At 72.0% G+C, this 19558-nt stretch carries 18 protein-coding genes and 1 pseudogene; 6 read left to right on the forward strand and 13 right to left on the reverse strand.

The window, feature by feature from the left end:
- Nucleotides 1-123 precede the first annotated feature (123 nt).
- Nucleotides 124-1467 (forward strand): amidase, encoded by a 1344-nt coding sequence (locus ACWD1U_RS09295; protein ID WP_451105890.1) that lies wholly within the window; start codon nt 124-126, stop codon nt 1465-1467.
- A 207-nt stretch (nt 1468-1674) separates the two neighbouring features.
- Nucleotides 1675-2094, forward strand: a complete 420-nt coding sequence (locus ACWD1U_RS09300) for a VOC family protein (RefSeq protein ID WP_451105891.1) — start codon at nt 1675-1677, stop codon at nt 2092-2094.
- An 86-nt stretch (nt 2095-2180) separates the two neighbouring features.
- Here the strand turns inward: ACWD1U_RS09300 and ACWD1U_RS09305 are convergent, their stop codons facing one another.
- Genes ACWD1U_RS09305 through ACWD1U_RS09315 form a run of 3 tightly spaced genes read right to left on the reverse strand, consistent with a single transcriptional unit; the run spans nt 2181 to nt 3124 of the window.
- Nucleotides 2181-2396: a hypothetical protein gene (locus ACWD1U_RS09305; RefSeq protein ID WP_451105893.1), complete on the reverse strand. Its 216-nt coding sequence runs from the start codon at nt 2394-2396 to the stop codon at nt 2181-2183.
- A 15-nt stretch (nt 2397-2411) separates the two neighbouring features.
- The gene (locus tag ACWD1U_RS09310; RefSeq protein WP_451105894.1) at nt 2412-2894 is read right to left on the reverse strand and encodes an N-acetyltransferase family protein; all 483 of its coding nucleotides are present in this window, start codon (nt 2892-2894) and stop codon (nt 2412-2414) included.
- Nucleotides 2895-2950: 56 nt separating this feature from the next.
- Nucleotides 2951-3124: a hypothetical protein gene (locus tag ACWD1U_RS09315; RefSeq protein WP_451105896.1), complete on the reverse strand. Its 174-nt coding sequence runs from the start codon at nt 3122-3124 to the stop codon at nt 2951-2953.
- A 456-nt stretch (nt 3125-3580) separates the two neighbouring features.
- Between ACWD1U_RS09315 and ACWD1U_RS09320 the strand changes: the two genes are divergently transcribed.
- Entirely contained in the window at nt 3581-4030 is a 450-nt protein-coding gene (locus ACWD1U_RS09320) for a hypothetical protein (RefSeq protein ID WP_451105898.1), read from the forward strand.
- Between the two features lie 29 nt (nt 4031-4059).
- On the opposite strand, the gene ACWD1U_RS09325 is transcribed toward ACWD1U_RS09320, so the two are convergent.
- From ACWD1U_RS09325 to ACWD1U_RS09345, 5 genes are all read right to left on the reverse strand, one after another.
- Nucleotides 4060-5562, reverse strand: coding sequence for an SDR family NAD(P)-dependent oxidoreductase (locus tag ACWD1U_RS09325; protein WP_451105900.1), 1503 nt, complete (start codon nt 5560-5562; stop codon nt 4060-4062).
- Between the two features lie 104 nt (nt 5563-5666).
- A complete protein-coding gene (locus tag ACWD1U_RS09330; protein ID WP_451105901.1) occupies nt 5667-7010 on the reverse strand; it encodes a wax ester/triacylglycerol synthase family O-acyltransferase in 1344 nt (447 codons plus the stop codon).
- 414 nt (nt 7011-7424) lie between these two features.
- Nucleotides 7425-8645, reverse strand: coding sequence for a glucose-1-phosphate adenylyltransferase (glgC, locus tag ACWD1U_RS09335; RefSeq protein WP_451105903.1), 1221 nt, complete (start codon nt 8643-8645; stop codon nt 7425-7427).
- Between the two features lie 51 nt (nt 8646-8696).
- Nucleotides 8697-9848 carry a glycogen synthase gene (gene glgA / locus ACWD1U_RS09340; RefSeq protein ID WP_451105905.1) on the reverse strand — a complete coding sequence of 384 codons (1152 nt, stop codon included), beginning with the start codon at nt 9846-9848 and terminating at the stop codon, nt 8697-8699.
- 40 nt (nt 9849-9888) lie between these two features.
- On the reverse strand, nt 9889-10644 hold the full coding sequence (locus ACWD1U_RS09345) for a (2Fe-2S)-binding protein (RefSeq protein WP_451105906.1): 756 nt from the start codon (nt 10642-10644) through the stop codon (nt 9889-9891).
- 210 nt (nt 10645-10854) lie between these two features.
- On the opposite strand from ACWD1U_RS09345, the gene ACWD1U_RS09350 reads away from it, so the two are divergent.
- Nucleotides 10855-12354 (forward strand): DMT family transporter, encoded by a 1500-nt coding sequence (locus ACWD1U_RS09350; RefSeq protein WP_451105908.1) that lies wholly within the window; start codon nt 10855-10857, stop codon nt 12352-12354.
- On the opposite strand, the gene ACWD1U_RS09355 is transcribed toward ACWD1U_RS09350, so the two are convergent.
- On the reverse strand, nt 12344-13576 hold the full coding sequence (locus ACWD1U_RS09355) for a transglycosylase family protein (protein ID WP_451105910.1): 1233 nt from the start codon (nt 13574-13576) through the stop codon (nt 12344-12346). The two genes, ACWD1U_RS09350 and ACWD1U_RS09355, sit on opposite strands and share 11 nt — an antisense overlap.
- Before the next feature lie 348 nt (nt 13577-13924).
- On the opposite strand from ACWD1U_RS09355, the gene gndA reads away from it, so the two are divergent.
- Complete coding sequence (gene gndA / locus ACWD1U_RS09360; RefSeq protein ID WP_451105912.1) at nt 13925-15364, forward strand: NADP-dependent phosphogluconate dehydrogenase; 1440 nt, start codon at nt 13925-13927, stop codon at nt 15362-15364.
- A gap of 510 nt (nt 15365-15874) precedes the next feature.
- On the opposite strand, the gene ACWD1U_RS09365 is transcribed toward gndA, so the two are convergent.
- Nucleotides 15875-16219 carry a GNAT family N-acetyltransferase gene (locus tag ACWD1U_RS09365; RefSeq protein WP_451105913.1) on the reverse strand — a complete coding sequence of 115 codons (345 nt, stop codon included), beginning with the start codon at nt 16217-16219 and terminating at the stop codon, nt 15875-15877.
- A 25-nt stretch (nt 16220-16244) separates the two neighbouring features.
- Entirely contained in the window at nt 16245-16664 is a 420-nt protein-coding gene (gene panD, locus ACWD1U_RS09370) for an aspartate 1-decarboxylase (protein WP_451105915.1), read from the reverse strand.
- Between the two features lie 400 nt (nt 16665-17064).
- Between panD and ACWD1U_RS09375 the strand changes: the two are divergent.
- Nucleotides 17065-17793 (forward strand): annotated as a pseudogene (locus ACWD1U_RS09375) (DUF2625 family protein).
- Nucleotides 17794-17799: 6 nt separating this feature from the next.
- On the opposite strand, the gene ACWD1U_RS09380 reads toward ACWD1U_RS09375, so the two are convergent.
- Together ACWD1U_RS09380 and ACWD1U_RS09385 are read right to left on the reverse strand one after the other, a co-directional pair.
- Nucleotides 17800-18593 (reverse strand): IS5 family transposase gene (locus ACWD1U_RS09380; protein ID WP_451105916.1). Its coding sequence is split into 2 segments (ribosomal slippage): nt 17800-18258 and nt 18261-18593, totalling 792 coding nucleotides; the frame shifts between segments, so codons are not numbered across the junction.
- Nucleotides 18594-18716: 123 nt separating this feature from the next.
- Nucleotides 18717-19505, reverse strand: coding sequence for an MBL fold metallo-hydrolase (locus tag ACWD1U_RS09385; protein ID WP_451105917.1), 789 nt, complete (start codon nt 19503-19505; stop codon nt 18717-18719).
- Nucleotides 19506-19558: the final 53 nt, after the last annotated feature.

Consider the following 19558-nt stretch of genomic DNA (forward strand, 5'->3'; position numbering starts at 1 on the left):
CGGGCAAGGCGGGCCCGGGCGCGTCCACGTGACCGGCGACCTCGACGCACGCCCCTGGTCCGTGCACAGTTCTCCCTGCGTACTCATCAGCAAGTCCACGCCATTCCCCTCCGAGGAGCCGCTGTGACCACCTGGGCCGGCCGCACCGCCGCAGAGATCTCCGCCGCCGTCCGCGAGAAGCGGGTCACGCCCCGCGAGGTGGTCGCCGAGCACCTCGCCCGGATCGAGCGGCTCGACGGCCGCGTGGGCGCGTTCCGCACCGTGCGTGCCGAGGCGGCGCCGGCCGAGGCCGACGAGGTGGCCGCCCGCGCCGACCTGCCCGAACTGCCGCTGGCCGGGGTGCCCGTGGCCGTCAAGGACAACCTCGCGGTGCGCGGTGAGTCCACCCGTATCGGCTCGGCGGCCACGCCGGACACGCCTGCCGCCGAGGACCATGTGACGGTGGCCCGGCTGCGGGCGGCGGGCGCGGTGGTCGTGGGGCTGACGAACGTGCCCGAACTGTGCGTCTTCGGCACGACGGACGGCGTGCTGGGCATTTCCCGCAACCCCTGGGATCCAGCGCGCTCGGCGGGCGGTTCGTCGGGCGGCAGCGCGGCCGCCGTCGCCGCCGGCATGGTGCCGGTCGCCCTCGGCAACGACGGCATGGGCTCCCTGCGCATTCCGGCCGCCAACTGCGGTCTGGTCACGATCAAGCCGGGCCGGGGAGTGGTCCCGACGGGTGCCGGCGACAGCACCTGGTTCGGCATGTCGGAGAACGGCCCGCTCGCCACGACCGTCGAGGACGCCCGCCTGATGCTCTCCGTCCTCACCGGCACCCCGCCCGAACCCCGCTCCGGGTCCGGCACGCTCCGGATCGCCGTGTCGCTGCGCAGCCCGCTGGCCGGCGTCACCATCAGCCGCCCCTACGCGGCGGCCGCCCGGGACGCGGCCGGACTGCTGATGCGGGCGGGACACCAGGTCCGGCGCGCCGACCCGCCCTACCCGATGTCGCTCGCCACGACCGCCCTGGCCCACTGGACGGCTGGCCCGGCCGCGGACGCCCAGTCCCTCGACCCGCGCCTGCTGACGCGACGCACCCGCGTGCACGCGCGACTGGGCCGCCCCTTCGTCCGCACCGTCAGCTCCGGGGCGAGCCGCGAGCGGCTGCGCCGACGCCTGGAGCCGTTCTTCGACGAGTACGACGTGCTGCTGACACCCGCGCTGGCCCGCCGCTCCCCCGAGGCCGGGCCCTGGCACGAGCGCGGATGGCTGAGCAATCTGCTGGTCAACACCACCTGCTCGCCCCTGACGCCCCCGTGGAACCTGACCGGCTGGCCCGCCATGACGGTCCCCTGCGGAACCCTCCCCTCCGGCGCTCCCTGCGCCGTGCAGCTGGTGGGACGCCCCGGCTCGGAGTCCCAACTCCTCGACGTGGCCGGGCAGCTGGAGGAACGAAAGCCGTGGCGGCGTACGGCGCCGATGAACTAAAGTCGGCCGGGTGACTGCCGGGTCGGCCGTAGGCCATGCACGAGTGAGGCGCCCGGCCTCGGCGTGAGCGCGGCGGGGGTGACCCCGCCCGGGCCCGTCCGAGAGCCGGAGAGGGCACGCGCCCCGCCTATCGTCTCCGTGTCCCCATCCCCTCGCGCCTCAGCGGCGCTTCACCACGGATTCCCTAACCCGGAGACGAACCCACCCATGTCCCACACCCAGCCCGCCCCCGAACTGCCGGCCACCGTCGCCCACCTCGATCACACCGCCGTCTACGCCTACGACCGCCGGTTGTCGGCCGAGTTCCTGGCGGCCGTCCTGGGCCTGGCGGTCGGCGCCCCCTTCGGGCCGTTCCTGCCGGTCGACCTGGGCAACGGCGTGACGCTCGACTACTACGAGAAGCGAGACGAGCCCATCCAGCCGCAGCACTACGCGTTCCTGGTGCCCGACGAGCAGTTCGACACCATGATCGCCCGGCTGGAGGCGATCGGAGTCACCTACTACGCCGACCCGAGCCACACCGAGCCGGGCCGGGTCAACGGCCTCTTCGGCGGTCGCGGCGCCTACTTCGACGACCCGGACGGCCACAACATGGAGATCATGACCCGGCCGTACGCCCGGCCCTGACGGTCACCCAGGCACCGTCCGGGACACCACCCAGTGGTGCTTGCCGAGACGCCGGATCCGCTCGAAGCCCTGCCCCTCGAACAGCGTCACCGTGCCGGTGCGAGCGCGGCGTGCGCGCCGCCCTCGCGGACCCGGCTCCCCTTCTCGAAGCGGTTCTGTCCCGGGGTCTTGGTGCGGCCGGCGCCCTCGGGAGGGAAGGCCATGCACCAGCAGCCGCCCCTCACGCCCTTGTGCCGCTCGACCAGACCGGCGAAGTCCGGCCAGGTGGCCGCTACCAGAGGTTTCACGCGAAGGCCGGTCACGGCTCCTCCGTTGCTCTACAGCGCCCGGTGCATGATGTGCAGTCCCACCCGGCCGTGCCGGGGATGGTCGAAGGCGTCCGGGACCGTGCCGAGGATCGTGAAGCCGAGGGACGTCCACAGTTTCACGGCCGGGTTGGTCTCGACGACGGCGTTGAACACCATGCCCCGGTAACCCATCGTCCTCGCCTCGGTCAGGAGGTGCTCGGCGAGGGCCCGGCCGTAGCCCCGGCCGCCCTGATCGGGGTCGACCATGAAGCCGGCGTTGGCGATACGGGCGGCGGGGCCGCCGTAGTTGGGGGTGAGGTAGGCCGAGGCGACGACGGTGCCGCTGTCGTCCTCGACTGCGTAGACGCGCTTCGCGGGGTTCATCCACAGGACCCGGGCCTCCTCCTCGGAGGTTCCCGGGTCCCATGCGTAGGTCTCGCCCGCGGCGACGATGCGGTGCCAGAACGGCCAGATGCGAGGCCAGTCGTCAGCCGTTGCTTCCCTGATCAGCATGGGTGCGAGTCTGGCACGCCCATGCCCTCGGAGGTCGCGGTGGGGGCAGCCCGTGGTCAGTCGACGCTGGGCAGGATGTGGGGCTCAGCGAGGTCCTCCTCGTAGCCCGCCAGGCGGATCGGGGCCGACCTGGCCCACACGTCCAGGCTGCCGAGCTCGTCGGCCCTACGGCCGACTCGCTCGCCGGGTTCCTTGGGGCGCTGATCGCGCTTCGTCTTCTCCGGTGTCACCGCGCACTCCTTATGTGTCGGTCACCCTCGGGACGTACGCGCCGGTCCTGCTGCGCCTGACGCCCGCTCGGGCTCATGTGTCATGTGCAGTTCAGACGCGGTGGCGCCGGTCGACTCACGAGAGAGCAGGCCGTGGTGAACCGGCTTGTCCCACGACGGACCGTGGGTGTGGGTAGGACCCGTGCTGCTGTCCGTCCGCATCAGACTAACCAAATGAGCGGACACCCGCTCGATGGGGCTGAAAACAAGCGGTAACAATCACGCGTCATCTCCCGTTCGACTCACGTTTCCAAACCGGTTTGTCACTCAATAGGCGTTTTACAAATCACCCGTTCGGCGTAGGTCGGCGAGGGTCGCTTTCGAGACGGCCGCTCAGTTCAGATGCCGTTGGCCGAGTCGAAAGCTCGCCATGCTCTGCTGCCGCACGCAACGGCTGTCTCGCGAGAGGACGGGCGCATGGAGCTGCGCAGCGCCGAGGAGCTGATGGATCTGCTGTACGCCTGCCGGGGCACCCGGGACGTCCCGGACCCTGACCGCCCGCCGGTCGACCTGCACGACCACGCGCTGCGTACGGCGGCCCTGCTGCGCCGCGCGCGCCCGGCCGACAAAGAGCTCCAAGTGGCGGGCCTGGTCCAGCCGGTCGGCGGACTGCTGCGGCCCGGCGACCCGGCCGGACGCGCCGCCCACACGGCCGACGCCGTGCGCGCGCTGCTCGGCGAGCGCGTTGCCCGCCTCGTATGCCGCTGCCCCGGTCGCGACACCCGGGCCGAGGACGACCTCCTCACCCTGCGCCAGGCGACGGAGGAGGCCCGCACGGCCGGCTTCGACGCCGGGGTCCTGGAGGACTGGCGCACGGTGCTGGAACTGCTGGCGGCCCGGAACTCCCCCTTGGGGGCTGTCGACTGACGCCCCGCCGCCGGTCACGAGCGAAGGCCCTACCACTTCCCGGGCGCGTAGTCCTTCATGAAGACCCCGTACAGGTCCTCCCCCGCCTCGCCCCGCACGATCGGGTCGTACACACGCGCCGCACCGTCGACGAGATCGAGCGGCGCGTGGAACCCGGCCTCGGCGAGCCGCAGTTTGTCGTAGTGCGGCCGCTCGTCCGTGATCCAGCCCGTGTCGACGGAGGTCATCAGGATGCCGTCGGTCTGGAACATCTCCTGGGCGCTGGTCCGCGTGACCATGTTCATCGCGGCCTTGGCGGCGTTCGTGTTGGGGTGGCCCGCGCCCTTGTAGCCGCGGCCGAAGACGCCCTCCATCGCCGACACGTTGACGACGTACGCGCGCCTGCTCGCCGCCTTCCTCGCGGCCTCGGCCATCGCCGGCCGCAACTTGCTGATCAGGATGAACGGCGCCGTGTAGTTGCACAGCTGGGTCTCCAGCAGCTCCACCGGGGAGATCTGCTCGATGGTCTGCACCCAGGTGTTGCTGTCGACCACGTCGGGGACCAGCCCGCCCGCGTCGATCGCCGTGCCGTCGAGGTGCCGTTCGACGCTGGCGTTGCCCGCGACCAGGGCCAGGTCGGCGACCTGCTGCGCGTCGAGGCCGCTGGTGCCGAGGGGCAACGCGGCCAGGCCGTCGACCGCGCCGGAGTTGAACGCGCCGATGACGTGGTGGGCGGGCAGCTCCCCGGCGGGCAGCGGGGCGCTCTCGCCCTCGACCAGGGCGGCGTAGGCCGACGGCAGGCGGCGTACGGTCTGGGTCGCGTTGTTGACGAGGATGTCGAGCGGGCCCGCCTCGGCGACCTGGTCGGCGAGGGCCACGGCCTGCGCCGGGTCGCGCAGGTCGATGCCGACGACCTCCAGACGGTGCATCCAGTCCGCGGAGTCGTCCATCGCCTTGAAGCGGCGGATGGCGTCCTTGGGGAAGCGCGTGGTGATCGTGGTGTGCGCCCCGTCGCGCAGCAGCCTCAGCGCGATGTACATGCCGATCTTGGCGCGCCCGCCGGTGAGCAGCGCGCGCTTGCCGGTGAGGTCGGCCCGGGCGTCGCGCTTGGACCGGTTCGTACGGGCGCAGTCCGGGCAGAGCTGGTGGTAGAAGTAGTCGACTTCCACGTACCGGGCCTTGCAGGTGTAGCAGGAGCGCGGGCGCTGGAGTATCCCCGCGATCCTGCCCTCCTCGGTGTTCGACTGCGGCAGCAGGCCCTCGGTCTCGTCGTCGATGCGCTGGGCGGAGCCGGTCGCCGTGGCCTCCGTGACCGCCTTGTCGTGGGCGGTCTTGGCGGCCCGGCGCTCCTGGCGGCGGCGCTGCTTGACCGTGCGGTAGACGCCCGCGGTGGCCCGGCGCACGGCGATGGCGTCCGGGTGGTCGACCTCCAGCTTGTCGAGTTCCTCGAGCACGCTGAGGCAGACGGCCAGGCGCTCCGGGTCGATACCGGGTCCGTACGAGAGCCCGGTCGCCTCGTCCGTGGCCTGCGGGCCGTCTTCTGTCACCGTCATCGCCGCTGTCGTTCCCTGCTCTGCCGTCGCGGTGCGCCGGTCGCGCCCGCTTTCGAACGGCGAATTTTACGGAGCGCCGGGCCGCACCGCCAAACCCGCGCCGATCACGACCGGCAGGCCTTGATCAGCGCCGCCACCTCCTGGGAGACCGCCGCGGCGAACAGGTCCAGGTCGGGGACCGCCTCGCCGTCGGCGACGAGGCCGTAGTGGACGCTCCCCCGGTAGGTCGAGACGGCGACCGCCAGGGAGTGGCCGGGGGCCAGGGGGGCGAGGGGGAAGACGGCGGTGAGCGGGTGGCCGCCGAGCTTCAGCCCGAGGCTGGGCAGGGGCACGCTGGTCACGAGGATGTCGAACCAGAGGCGGGCCGCCTGGCCGACCAGGGGTCCGCCGAGCCGGTGGGCCAGGGCGGGGACATGGTCGGCGAGCAGGGCGACGGCGCCCGCGCCCCGGTTGGGGCCGGCGTCCTTGTTGCGGTCCATGGCGTCCCGGACCGAGGCGAGGCGGGCCAGCGGGTCCGGGTCGTCCACCGGAAGCCGTATCAGGTAACCGGAGAGCCGGTTGCCCTGGGGGTGCGCGGTGCGCGGGCGGCGCTTGGAGACGGGGATCAGGGCGCGGGGGGCGACGCCCTCGCTGCCGTCGCCGCGTTCGTCGAGCCAGCGGCGCAGGGCGCCCGCGACGACGGCGATGAGGACGTCGTTGACGGTGCCGCCGACGGTCTTGCGGACCCGGTGCACGTCGTCGAGGTCGAGCACCACTCCGGCGGTGCGGCGGGTGCCGCTGGGCTCACAGCTGAGCGCGGGGGTGGAGCGCACGTCGAGGGACGAGCGGGCGACGGCGGCGCCGATGTCCAGGGCGCGGCTCATGTCGGAGAGGGCGCCGCGCATGAGTCCGGGCAGGTCGCGCACGTCCGGGAGCAGGGCGCGCGGGGGCTCGGCGGGGCGGGGCCTGGGTGCGGGCATGTCCATCGGGTCCATGACGCCCGCGGCGAGGGTCAGGGCCCGCAGTCCGTCGGCGAGGGCATGGTGGAACTTGAACAGCACCGCGAAGCAGACCCCGTCCTCGCCCGGCAGCACGTGGGCCTCCCAGGGCGGTCGGCCGCGCTCCAGCGGGCGCTCCATGAGGCGGCCCGCCGCCGCGTGGAAGTCGGCGGTGGGCGAGTGGAGCCGGACGTGGTGCAGGGGGTCGAAGTCCGGGTCCGGTTCGCGGGCCGCGCCGCCGAAGGCGTGCGGCCGGCGCAGGGCGGAGGGCAGCGGCTGCCATACGTCGCGGATCCGCATCCGCAGTCCGGGGACACCGGCGGCGCGGGCCGCGAGCAGGTCCGCCGCGTGGGCGCCCGCGGCGGGCGAATGCGCCGAGAAGATCCCGAGCGCGCCGAGGTGCATGGGGTGTGCGGCGGACTCGATGTTCCAGAAAGCCAGGTCGAGAGGAGCGAGCAGGTCAGCAGTCAAGGGCTTGCCTCGCGTCGACGACGGGTGGGCGAGCAGTCAATCGCCCCCGGCCGATTACGGTCAAGTACGATCAGGCTACGTACAGTTAACAGCACATAAAGTCCCGCCCCGGCAAGAGGGGCGGGACTTATGGTGCATGTGCGGTCAGTCCAGCACAGGTTGCGGCGCCGGGCACTCCGTGGGAGTCACCCGGGAGGCGTCATGGATCAGCGCCTCGCGTGCGGCCTTCAGCCGGGCCCCTCCGGTTTCATCACCGCGCGGTCGTGGGCGGGGAAGCCCTTCGGCTCACCCTCGACGTCCGCGATGTGCGTGTACACCGCACCCTTGTCGTGCTCGTCCATGATGTCGCCGGTACCGCTGTCGGCGCCGAGGTTCGTTCCGGGCAGGCCCTCGACCAGGCGGGCGGAGTCCGCCTCAAGTGACCAGCTGGCCCTTCCCGAGGGCGATGACCCCGCCCTGGGAGACCGTGTACAGCTCCGCGTCCCGCTCCGGGTTGACGCCGATGGTCGCGCCCGGCGGCACCTCGACGTTCTTGTCCAGGACGGCGCCGCGCACCACCGCACCCCGGCCGATGTGCACGTTGTCGTGCAGCACCGAGCCCTGCACCACCGCCCCCGGGTCGACCACCACGCCCGGCGACAGCACGGACCGCGTGACCTGCCCGCGGATCAGGCAGCCCGCGCTGATGATGGACTCGCTGGCGATGCCGCCCGCGTTGAAGCGGGCCGGCGAGAGCTGGTACGAGTGCGTGTAGATGGGCCAGCTGCGGTTGTACAGGTTGAAGGCGGGGCGCTCGGCGATCAGGTCCATATGGGCTTCGTAGTAGGCGTCCAGCGTGCCGACGTCCCGCCAGTAGCCCTGGTCGCGGGTGGTCTCGCCCGGCACGTGGTTGGCGCTGAAGTCGTACAGCGCGGCATCGCCGCGGTCGGTGAGCTGGGGCAGGATCGAGCCGCCCATGTCGTGCACGGAGGACTCGTCCTCCGCGTCCCGCCGGAGCGCCTCGATGAGGGCCTTGGTGGTGAAGATGTAGTTGCCCATGGAGGCGAACACGCAGTCGGGGTCGTCGGCGAGGCCCGGCGGGTCGGCGGGCTTCTCCAGGAAGCGCTCCACCGTCTGGCCGTCCGAGCCCGGAGTGATCACGCCGAAGGACGAGGACTCGGTGCGCGGCACCCGGATCCCGGCCACCGTCACGCCCGCGCCGCTGTCGATGTGCTGGGCGAGCATCTGGCGGGGGTCCATGCGGTAGACGTGGTCGGCGCCGAAGACGGCGACGTACTCGGGGCGCTCGTCGTAGATCAGGTTCAGCGACTGCAGGATCGCGTCGGCGCTGCCCAGGTACCAGTGGGGGCCGAGGCGCTGCTGCGCGGGCACCGGCGTGACGTAGTTGCCGAGCAGGTTGGACATCCGCCAGGTCGTGGTGATGTGCCGGTCCAGCGAGTGCGACTTGTACTGCGTCAGGACGCAGATGCGCAGGACGTCGGCGTTGACGAGGTTGGACAGGACGAAGTCGACCAGGCGGTACGTGCCGCCGAAGGTCACCGCGGGTTTGGCGCGGTCCGCGGTCAGGGGCATCAGCCGCTTGCCCTCACCGCCCGCCAGCACGATCCCCAGAACCGAAGGACCACCACCACGCATGGCCGCTCCCCTCACGCCGATTTCCCGATGCCTGCCCCTGACCAGGACGAGCTAAGCCTCTTTGAGGATCTCCTCGTACAGACGGACCGTGCGGCGGGCCACCGCGTCCCAGCCGAAGTCGCCGACCGCGCGCTCCCGCCCGGCCTCGCCCATCCGCCGGGCGGCCTCCGGATCGCCCAGGACGGTGTCCATGGCCCGGGCGAGCCCCGCCTCGAAGCCGTCACCGGCCGGGACGAGCAGACCGGTCCTGCCGTCGTCCACGACCTCCGGGATGCCGCCGACCGCCGAGGCCACCACGGGCGTGCCGCAGGCCATCGCCTCCAGGTTCACGATGCCGAGCGGCTCGTACACCGAGGGGCAGACGAACAGCGCGGCATGCGTCAGGAGCTGGATCACCTCCGGGCGCGGCAGCATCTTCGGGATCCAGAACACGCCGTCGCGCACCCCGCTCAGCTCCGCGAACAGCTCGCGGAACTCCTGGTCGATCTCCGGGGTGTCGGGAGCGCCCGCGCACAGCACGACCTGCGCGGCCGGGTCGATGTCCCGCACCGCGCGCAGCAGGTGGGGCACGCCCTTCTGGCGGGTGATGCGGCCGACGAACAGCACGTACGGGCGGGAGCGGTCGAGGCCGACGCGGTCCAGGGCGTCGGTGCCGCGGTCGGGTCGGTACAGGCTCGTGTCGATGCCGTTGTGCACGACGTGGACCTTCTCCGGGTCCAGCGTCGGGTAGCAGCCGAGGATGTCCTCGCGCATGGCTCCGGAGACCGCGATCACCGCGTCGGCCGCCTCGATCGCGGTGCGCTCCGCCCAGCTGGACAGCTCGTAGCCGCCGCCGAGCTGCTCGGCCTTCCAGGGGCGCAGGGGCTCCAGTGAGTGCGCGGTCATCACGTGCGGGATGCCGTACAGAAGCTTGGCGAGGTGACCGCCGAGGTTGGCGTACCAGGTGTGGGAGTGGACCAGTTCGCGGCCTTCGAGGGCGGCGGCCATGGCGAGGTCGACGGAGAACGTGCGCAGCGCGTCGTTGGCGCCGTCGAGCGCGGACCAGGGCCGGTGGCGCCGCACGCCGTCGGCGCGGCCCTCGCCCCAGCAGTGCACGTCGAGATCGACGAGCGGTCCGAGTTCCCGGGCGAGGAACTCCACATGGACACCCGCCCCGCCGTACACATCCGGCGGGTACTCCCGGGTCAGCAGTCCCACTCGCACCCGCAACTCCCTGCTCTCAGCGGCCGTCCCCTTTTCATGGTCACCCAGAAGGGGCGTGCGGGGAAGAGCGCGGCGGCCGGGGGAAGCAGCAGTCGCCACACACGCCCCCGCCGGGCACCCGGTAGTAAAGGCAGCAGCTGCGGCGCCGGAAGGCCGTGCCGGCAAGGGTTCCGGCGCCGGCGAGCGCAGGGTGGGCGAGGAGTTCCGCGGCCAGGGAGCGGGCCCGGGCGCCGATCTCCGTACGGCCGTGCCGGTGCGCCCAGCGGTCGAGCTCGCGGGCGGCGCCGGCCAGGGCGGAGGCGGCGTTGCCCCGCAGCAGGCCCGGGGCCAGGCGGTGGTGGGTGCGCAGGGCCCTCGCCAGTGGTTCGAGGTGGCCGCGCAGGACGACGTCCGCGACGGTCGCCGTGTCCGCGGGGAGCGGCCGTACGTCCGTGAGCCACAGGTCGTCGGGGGCACTGCCGTCGGGGTCCCAGTACAGGTGCCGGGCGTCGAGGTCGGGGACGCTGCCGTGGAGAGCGGCGCAGGCCAGCGTGACGGACCAGAGCCGGGCGGCGAGCCCCTGGTGGGTCACGGAGGCGGCGACGCGCAGCTCCGGGACGCGCAGGGTGCTCGCCACCTTCCGTACGCGAAAAATCAGGGGATTTCCAGACATATGCGGTGACGCGGCGGCATAGGCCTGTGCGAGAGTGGGAAAGGACCGGGCCGGCGCTCCTTCGGTGCGCAGCACGAAGAAGCCGCCGAGCGGGCGGAGCGCGGCAAGGTCGGGGTCGAGGTCCACGGAGAGCAGTAATACCAAGGCCCCTAAGGGATGCGACCCGGTGGCCCCCGACCGGCGCCGCCCACCCTGGGGATGACGGGGTTCCCCTCGTACTCCATCGGCAGTAGGACCCAATGAGTGCTCAGGGACGACGACGGGAAGACCTGGACACGGCAGGGTGTTGGTCATGAAAGCCGACCTTTCGCCGCGCCGGGCCGATCGCCCCCGCCTGACGCAGAGGAACAGCCGATGAGCGCCCTCGCGTTGTCCGTCCTGCTGTCGCTCGTGTCCGCGTTCGCCTACGCGGGCGGGGCGATCGTGCAGGAGCGGGTGGCGGAGTCCTCGCCGGACGAGCAGTACGCGCCGCTGCGCCGGCCGGGCTGGTGGGCGGCGGTCGCGCTGAACGGTCTCGGCGGTCTGCTGCACGTGGTGGCGCTGGCCTACGGTCCGCTGAGCCTGGTGCAGCCGCTGGGTGCGCTGACCATCGTGGTGGCCCTGCCGATGGCGGCGCTGTTCGTCGGCCGCAAGGCGGGTGCCACGGCCTGGCGGGGCGCGATCATGGCGACGGTGGGCCTCGCCGGTCTGCTGTCCCTGGTCGCCGCGTCCGACGCGCAGTCGCTGACCACGGCGGAGCGGGTGGCCGTCGCCCTCGTCACCGGTGGGGTGGTCGTGGCGCTGATGATCGCCGGCCGGGCCGCGCACCGGCACCCGGCGGTCCGCAGCATGCTGCTGGCGACCGCCTCGGGTATCGCGTTCGGCATGTCCTCGGTGTTCACCAAGACGGTCGCGGTCGACTGGACCGGTGGCGTGTCCGCGGCCGACGTGCCGTCCCTCGCGGTGATCGGTGTCCTCGCCACGGCCGGCATGCTGCTGTCGCAGGCCGCCTACCGGGGTGCCGGCCTCGCGGCCCCGCTGGCCACGCTGACGGTGGTGAACCCGGTGGTGGCGGCCGCGGTCGGCATCACGATGTTCGGCGAGACCTTCCGCTACGGCACGACCGGTACGGCGCTCGCCCTGAGCTGCGGCGTGGTGGCGGCCGGTGGCCTGATCCTACTGACGACGGAGCGCCTCACGCACGAACAGCCCGAGCGCGAGGGCGCCGAGCCGGAGGTCGCGGGGACGGGGCTGCTTCCTGCGGACGCGGGGCTCGGGGTGACGGGTGCGGTGCCCGCCCCGGCGAAGGAAGCGCTCGGGAGCGTCCGGAACCTGCCGGAGCCGGTGGGCGGCGTGCCATGGGCCGGAGGGAGCTTGCCCGGGGTCGCGGGCGGCGCGCCCGGGGCCGGAGGGAGCTTGCACGAGACTGTGGAGGCGGTGCCCGAGCCGGTGGGTGCTGTCCCGGACGACCTGCGCGCAACCCCGGAGCCGGTGGGTGCCGTGTCCGTGGTCGGACGCGGCCTGCCCGACGGCCGAGGCCGAGTGCACGAGCCGGTCGGCGCTCCGCCCCGGAGCGTGGGCCGAGTGCACGAGCCGGTCCGGCGGCGGCCCGAGAGCGTGGGTGCGGTGCCCGAGAGTCCCGGCGGAGTCGAGGCGGAAGCCGTGCCCGCCGGTGGGTGGTCGCTCGTCGAGGATCTGCTCGTGCCGGGGCCGCGGGTCTCCCGGGCGTCTCCCGTCCCGGAGGTGGCGTACGAGAGCGGGGAGCCGTCGGTGTCCTCCGACGACGAACGCCCGCTCTCCTACGTGCCCTTCGACGGCATCCCGTACGTGCCGTTACCCACGGCCCACCGGCACCGCATGCGTGTCAGATCCTGACGCCGCCGGCCCTCAGGTACGCCACCGGGTCGACGTCCGAGCCGAAACCGGGCCCCGTCCGCACCTCGAAGTGCAGATGCGGGCCCGAGCTGTTGCCCGTGGAGCCGGAGCGGCCGATGCGCTGGCCGGCGGTCACCGTCTGCCCGTCCCGTACGGAGATCGCCGACAGGTGGGCGTACTGGCTGTAGCGGCCGTCACCGTGCCGGATGACGACCTGATAGCCGTAGGAGCCGCCCCATCCGGCACTGACGACGCTGCCCGCCGCGACCGACTTGACGGACGTGCCCGTGGGCACGGGGAAGTCGACCCCGGTGTGGTAGCCCTTCGACCAGGCGGAACCCGCCTTGCGGTAGGGCGTTCCCAGGGAGGCGCTGACGGGAGCGACGAGGCCCTGCCGGGTGGCGGTGGACCGGGCGGCGCGTTCCTTGCGCTCCTCCTTCGACCTCTGCCCTGACCGGTCCTCGGCACGTTCCTTCGAGCGGTCCGGGGAGGGCTTCTGCGATGACGGCTTCCTCGGCGTCGGCTTGGCCGTCTCGGACGGCTCGGGACGCGTCTTCGTCGCGCCCTCGCCGCGCAGCGCGAGCCGCTGGCCGGGCACGATCAGGTCGGGGTCGCCCCCTATGGTCGAGCGGTTGGCGGCGTACAGGCCCCGCCAGCCGCCCCGGACCTCCTGCTCGGAAGCGATGGCGGAGAGCGTGTCTCCGTGGACGACGATGTACATCTCGGCGCTGCCGGCGCGGGACTGCGGCGTGGACTGCGGCCGCACGTCCTCGATGGAGGTCTTCTTCTTGTCGTCCTTCTGCTTCGTGCGCTCGGTGGCCGGCCGGATGTCCGGCTCGCCTCCGCCCCGCGTCAGTCCGGCCCGCACCGAGCACGTCGGCCAGGCGCCCGGGCCCTGCCCGTCGAGCACCTTCTCCGCGACCGCGATCTGCTGGTCCTTGGTGGCCAGGTCCGCCCGCGCCGCGTAGGCCCGGCCGCCGTAGGACTCCCACGTGGACTGGGTGAACTGCAGCCCGCCGTAGAAGCCGTTGCCGGTGTTGATGTTCCAGTTGTTGCTGGACTCACAGGCGGCGACCTTGTTCCAGGTGTCCACGTCCGCCGCCTGAGCGGCGCCGGTGCCCATGAACGGCAGCGCCATGCCCGCGCCGCCCGCCGTGACGGTGAGTGAGGCGCGGTTGATCCTGTTCGGCTGATACCGGCGGTGCCGGCCGCGTACGGCCATCGATTGCCCCCCTAGACATGCGTCAGGAGGGGCAAAAGTAAGCGCTGCGAACCGGCCGGAACAAGACGGCTATCGGCCGCCCGGGGGCCCGAATGGCCGGTATGAGGCCCTTGTTGCGCGACGTGCGCCTCGGCGGTGCACCGCGTACGCCACGCGGTGCGCTGATGCGGCGCGCGCGGGCGCGCGTACGCCGGCTGAGTACCGCGGGGCCCTTCGTGCGTATCTGCCTGCGCGGCGTCGCACGACCCGCGCGTGCGAGCGGATGGGCGGCGCGTCAGGATGGTCGGACGGACCATGCCGGCGGGCCCGCCCGACGGCACCGATACCGAGGTTTCAGGAGCGAACCGAATGAGCAGTACAGCGCAGATCGGCGTCACGGGTCTCGCGGTCATGGGCCGCAACCTCGCCCGCAACTTCGCCCGCAACGGCTACACGGTCGCGGTGCACAACCGGACGCCGTCGCGCACCCACGCCTTGGTGGAGGAGTTCGGCGGTGAGGGGGAGTTCGTCGCGTGCGAGTCCGCGAAGGACTTCGTGGCTGCGCTGGAGCGGCCCCGTCGGCTGGTCGTGATGGTGAAGGCCGGTGAGCCGACGGACGCGGTGATCCAGGAGTTCGCGCCGCTGCTGGAGCCCGGCGACATGATCATCGACGGGGGCAACGCGCACTTCGCGGACACCCGGCGCCGGGAGCGCGAACTGCGCGAGCAGGGCATCCACTTCGTCGGCATGGGTGTCTCCGGCGGTGAGGAGGGCGCGCTGAACGGACCGAGCATCATGCCGGGCGGCCCGAAGGAGTCCTACGACTCGCTGGGCCCGATGCTGGAGAAGATCTCGGCCAAGGCGGCCGACGGCGCGCCGTGCGTCTCCCATGTGGGACCGGACGGTGCCGGGCACTTCGTGAAGATGGTGCACAACGGCATCGAGTACGCGGACATGCAGCTCATCGGTGAGGCGTACCAGCTGCTGCGGGACGTCGCCGGGTACTCCCCCGCCGAGATCGCGGAGATCTTCCGGACCTGGAACCAGGGGCGTCTCGACTCGTACCTGATCGAGATCACGGCCGAGGTGCTGTCGCACGTGGACGCGCAGACGGGCAAGCCGTTCGTGGACGTCGTGGTGGACCAGGCCGAGCAGAAGGGCACCGGCCGCTGGACCGTGCAGATCGCGCTGGACCTGGGGGTGCCGGTGTCCGGGATCGCCGAGGCGGTCTTCGCCCGTTCACTCTCGGGTCACGCGGCGCTGCGGGAGGCCTCACGCGGGCTGGCCGGCCCGAAGGCGCAGCCGATGGGCGAGGCGGAGGCCCGGGCGTTCGCCGACCGGGTGGAGCAGGCACTGTACGCGTCGAAGATCGTGTCGTACACGCAGGGTTTCCACGAGATCGACGCGGCGCGCGGCGAGTACGGCTGGGACATCGACCTCGGTGCGGTGTCCGCGCTGTGGCGGGGCGGCTGCATCATCCGCGCCGCCTTCCTGGACCGGATCCGCGCGGCGTACGACGCCCGGCCGGATCTGCCGAGCCTGCTGTCGGACGCGACGTTCGCCCAGGAGATCGCGGACGCCCAGGACGACTGGCGCGAGGTGCTGGTCGCCGCGACCCGCCAGGGTGTGCCGACGCCCGGTTTCGCGGCGGCCCTCGCCTACTACGACGCCCTGCGCGCGGAGCGGCTGCCGGCGGCGCTGACGCAGGGGCAGCGGGACTACTTCGGTGCGCACACGTACCGCAGGGTGGACCGGGACGGGTCGTTCCACACGCTGTGGGGCGGGGACCGGTCGGAGATCACCGCGTAGGCGCTCCGCGCCGAGGACGTACGAGGCCGGTGGACGCCTGGCAGGGCGGTGCACCGGCCCCGTACTCATGCCGTGGTCAGGACAGCGGCGGGCCGGGTTCGGGGTTCGGTACGGGTTCCGGCCCCGGAGGGATCGGGGACGGGTCGGGGCCCGGCACGGGGTCGGGGCCCGGGGGCGCCGGCGGGGTCGGGCCCGGCGGCGGGGTGGGCGACGGCGGAGGCGGCGTCGGCTCCGGGCCGGGCGGGGGCTGCGGGTTCGGCACCGGATCGGGGCGCGGCGGCTCAGGTTGCTGAGGATCCGGGCCCGGTGTCGGTGCCGGCGGCACGGGGTCGGGATACGGATTGGTCATCGGGTCCTCCAGCCAGTGGGTCGACTCCGGCTCTGGACTACTCCCCCGCCTACCCGGCCCCCGCCTCCACAGTCACTCCCCCGCAGGACGGGGAGGCGACCAGGTGGGGGTAACGGGGTGGGGGGCCGGAGGCAACGGAGCCGGGGCGGCGGGAACGGCCCTCAGAAACGGCCGGGATGGGCGCTCAGCCACTCCTTCGCCGCCGTGAGCAGGTCCTCGCCCACCGGCAAAGCCGCCTCGGGGTGGCGTTCGGCCCACTTGACTACATAGGGGCAGAGCGGGGCGACCGCGCTGTCCTCGCGGGCGGCGATGGCGTAGAGCTCGCGGGCCAGGGAGCCCGCTATGCCCTTGCCCTCGTGGGCCGGCTCGACGATCGTGTGGACGGGGACGAGCGCGCGCTCGGGGCTCTCGAGCACGAAGTACTCGATACGGCCGACGACTTCACCGCCGGCCACCGCCTCCAGCCGGCCCGCCGCCCGGTCGTCACGGATCTCCGGGTCGCTCATGCACACGCTCCTTCTTCGAAGTCGGTCAGGCGCTGACGGCCTGCGGGCTGCGCTGCTGGTCCGAGCCCGGAACCGGCTCGGACGGGTCGGCCCCCAGGGCCACGATCCGGTTGTCACGGTCCACGTGCACGACCCGGGGGGTGAGTGCCCGCGCCTCGGCGTCCGTCACCTGCGCGTAACTGATGATGATCACGAGGTCGCCGGGGTGGACGAGATGGGCGGCGGCCCCGTTGATCCCGATCACACCGGATCCGCGCTCGCCCTCGATGACGTACGTCTCCAGCCGGGCGCCGTTGGTGACGTCGACGATGTGCACGAGCTCACCGGGCAGCAGATCGGCGGCGTCGAGCAGATCGGCGTCGATGGTCACCGATCCCACGTAGTGCAGGTCGGCCTGGGTGACGGTGGCTCGGTGGATCTTGGACTTGAAGAGAGTACGCAGCACTTTGGACTCCTGGAAGACGGCTCCCTGCCGGCTTTTTGCAGGTCAGGGGCGTCGTTCACTTTACATCGGCATGCCTTCGACTCGAAGACCCACAACATCGTGCGCCGTGGCGAGCAGGGTTTTCACCTGCGCGATCTGCGCAAATCATGCTGCCGCGAAGCCGTCGAGCAGGCACGCACGGAAGGCTGTCTCGGACTGATGCCGATTGGATGCCGACTTCCCTGATGCATCGTCAGATAGGTGAGGGCCTCCAGTTACTGGGACTGCTTGTGCAGCGAGCGCTGCGTGAGGAGCATCCTCTCGGCCCGGGAGTCCACTTTTGAGGTCATCTTGATTGGCGGATGGAAGTGCCGGTGACCCGGCGGACTGAGCGACTGGGTGCTGGTGCGACGATGCGTGGATGCGCGAGGTCAATGAGCTGATCAACGTCGACGATCCAGCCTGGCCGCTCCTCCTTCAGGAGCTGGCCGCCACCGACGTACCGGTTGAGGTGCTGCCCGGCGATGCCGAGATGGGCCGCGCCTCCCTGCTGCAACTACAGGTCTCCGCTCGATCGACTTTGGGCGGCATCGTACTGAACTGCGGCGGTCTGCTCGTGGACAGCGGGTGATTGCGGATCTTCGGAAGCCCGAGTGGTGCCGACGTCGAAGGGTTGCCCGGCCTGGCCGAGATCAACGCGATGCCCGCGACGTTCGATCCCGCATGGCCGTCCGGCGCAGGTCTCGTGGTCGCGCACGATGTGCTGGGCAGGGTCTTCACCCTCAACGGAGGCAACCCCCCTGAGGCTGGGCGGCCCGGCGAGCCGGGCGAGATCCTCTACTTCGCCCCCGATGCCCTTGGCTGGGAGGCCCTGGGTGCCAGCCACTCGGCATGGCTGTCCTGGATTCTCTCCGGAGGGCTCCAGGAGTTCTATGAGGGCCTGCGGTGGGACGGCTGGCGCGAGGAAGTCTCGGTGCTGAATTGCCGACAGGGACTGTCGTTCTTCCCGCCGTTGCGGTCGGCCGAGGCCCGCCAGGATCTGCCGGCGACCAGCCGTCGTGCGGTGCCAATGGCGGAACTCCTGAGCCTGAGCCGCAACTCGTGCCTTCAGTTCGACGGCGCCGATCCGGGGTTCCTCGGAGTCGCATGACCAGCCTCACCCGCCCAGACGCCGGTAGCAGATGAGGGTGGCGGCGATGCCGGCGAAGGCGAGGAAGTGTTCGGCCTTGCGCTCGTAGCGCCGGTGCAAACGGCGGCACCCGGCAAGCCAGGCCACTGTCCGTTCCACAGTCCAGCGGTGGCGGCCCAGGCGCTGGGAGGGCTCGATGCCCTTGCGGGCGATGCGCGGGGTGATGTTCCGGGAGCGCAGCCACCGCCGCACTTGGTCGTAGTCGTACCCCTTGTCGCCATGGAGTTTGGCGGGGCGTCGTCGACGCGGTTCGAGGCGGGAGCGGATCGGCGGGATGCCGCGCACGAGGGGTTCGAGGCCCTGGCTGTCATGAGTGTTCGCGGCGGAGATTCCGATCGAGAGGGGCAGACCGGACCGCTCGGTGATCAAGTGGATCTTTGATCCCTTCTTGCCGCGATCTACGGGATTCGGACCCGTCAGGTCCCCCCTTTGAGGGCCCGCATGTTCACCGAGTCGATCGCGCACCGCGACCGGTCCAACTCCCCGCGGGCACCGAGTTCGTCCAGGACCATGCGGTGGAGCTTGCCCCACACCCTGGCCCGGCTCCACTCGGTGAACCGACGGTGTGCGGTCGGTCCGGACGGACCGAAGACCGGCGGCAGTTGCCGCCAGGTACAGCCCGTCGTGGCCACGAACACGATCGCAGCCAGCACTTCGCGATCACCGTACCGCCGTCGACCACCGCCCTGCGGGCGCACCAGAGCAGCCGGTGGCTCCCGCACCGCGGATTGCCGGCAGCGGGATCGAGCGGGCCCCGGCATCACGCCGGGACCCGCTAAGCGTTCAAGACCATGCGCTGAGCACTGACGGCTGCTCCCCTGCCCGCGAAGGCCCGGCCTGCGGGAAGCGTGCCGTGAGCGCCGTGATGGTCTCTGTCATCCGGCTCAGGGGCGCCGGCCCCAGTCCAAACGGTCGGCCAGGCCGGCGGAGGCGAATGCGGCTGCCAGCTCCGTGCGGCCCTCGGTGAAGTGGGCCCAGCTGTCGAAGTGGACGGGCACCACGCGGCGGGCGCCGAGGAGCTGGGCAGCTTCGGCCGCCATGGCACTGTCCAGGACGATCACCTTCCCGTCGAAAACCTCGGCAAAGCGCGGCGCGCCGGCGAACAGGATGGCGGTGTCCACCGGGGCGAAGCGCTCGGCGATCTCCTTGACTGCGTCGAGGGAGGCGTTGTCGCCACTGACGTACACGGAGGGCAGGCCCTCCCCGGTCAGGATGAATCCGACGACCTCGCCGCAGATCGGCTCGACCTCCTCGCGCGGGCCGGGGCCGTGGACGGCGGGCACGCCGGTGACGGTGACCGTGCCGCCGTCGGGGCGGCCGAGCTCAATGGATTCCCAATCGGCCAGGCCCGTGGCCTTCTCGCCGAGGCGCTGTCCGCCACTGGGCGTGGTGAGGGTGAGGGGAACATCGGCGAGCAGGGCCCGGCCGGAGGTGTCGAGGTTATCGGCGTGCTCGTCGTGCGAGAGGAGCACCACGTCGATGGGGCCGAGGTCGGCGGGGTCAACGGCAGAAGGGGCGGTCTTGGTCAGGACCACGGCGGGCGCCTGAAAGTCACCGGGACCGTCGAAGGTCGGGTCGGTCAGGAAACGCAGACCGCCGTACTCGAAGAGCGCGGTCGGGCCGCCGAAGACGCGGACCGCGAACTGGTCGGTGACCGCGGAGGACGAAGACACGAAGAGAACACCTCACGGATAGTTATCGCTTGAACCGTGAGACGACCGTAGCG

Source organism: Streptomyces sp. NPDC002788 (assembly GCF_053592115.1).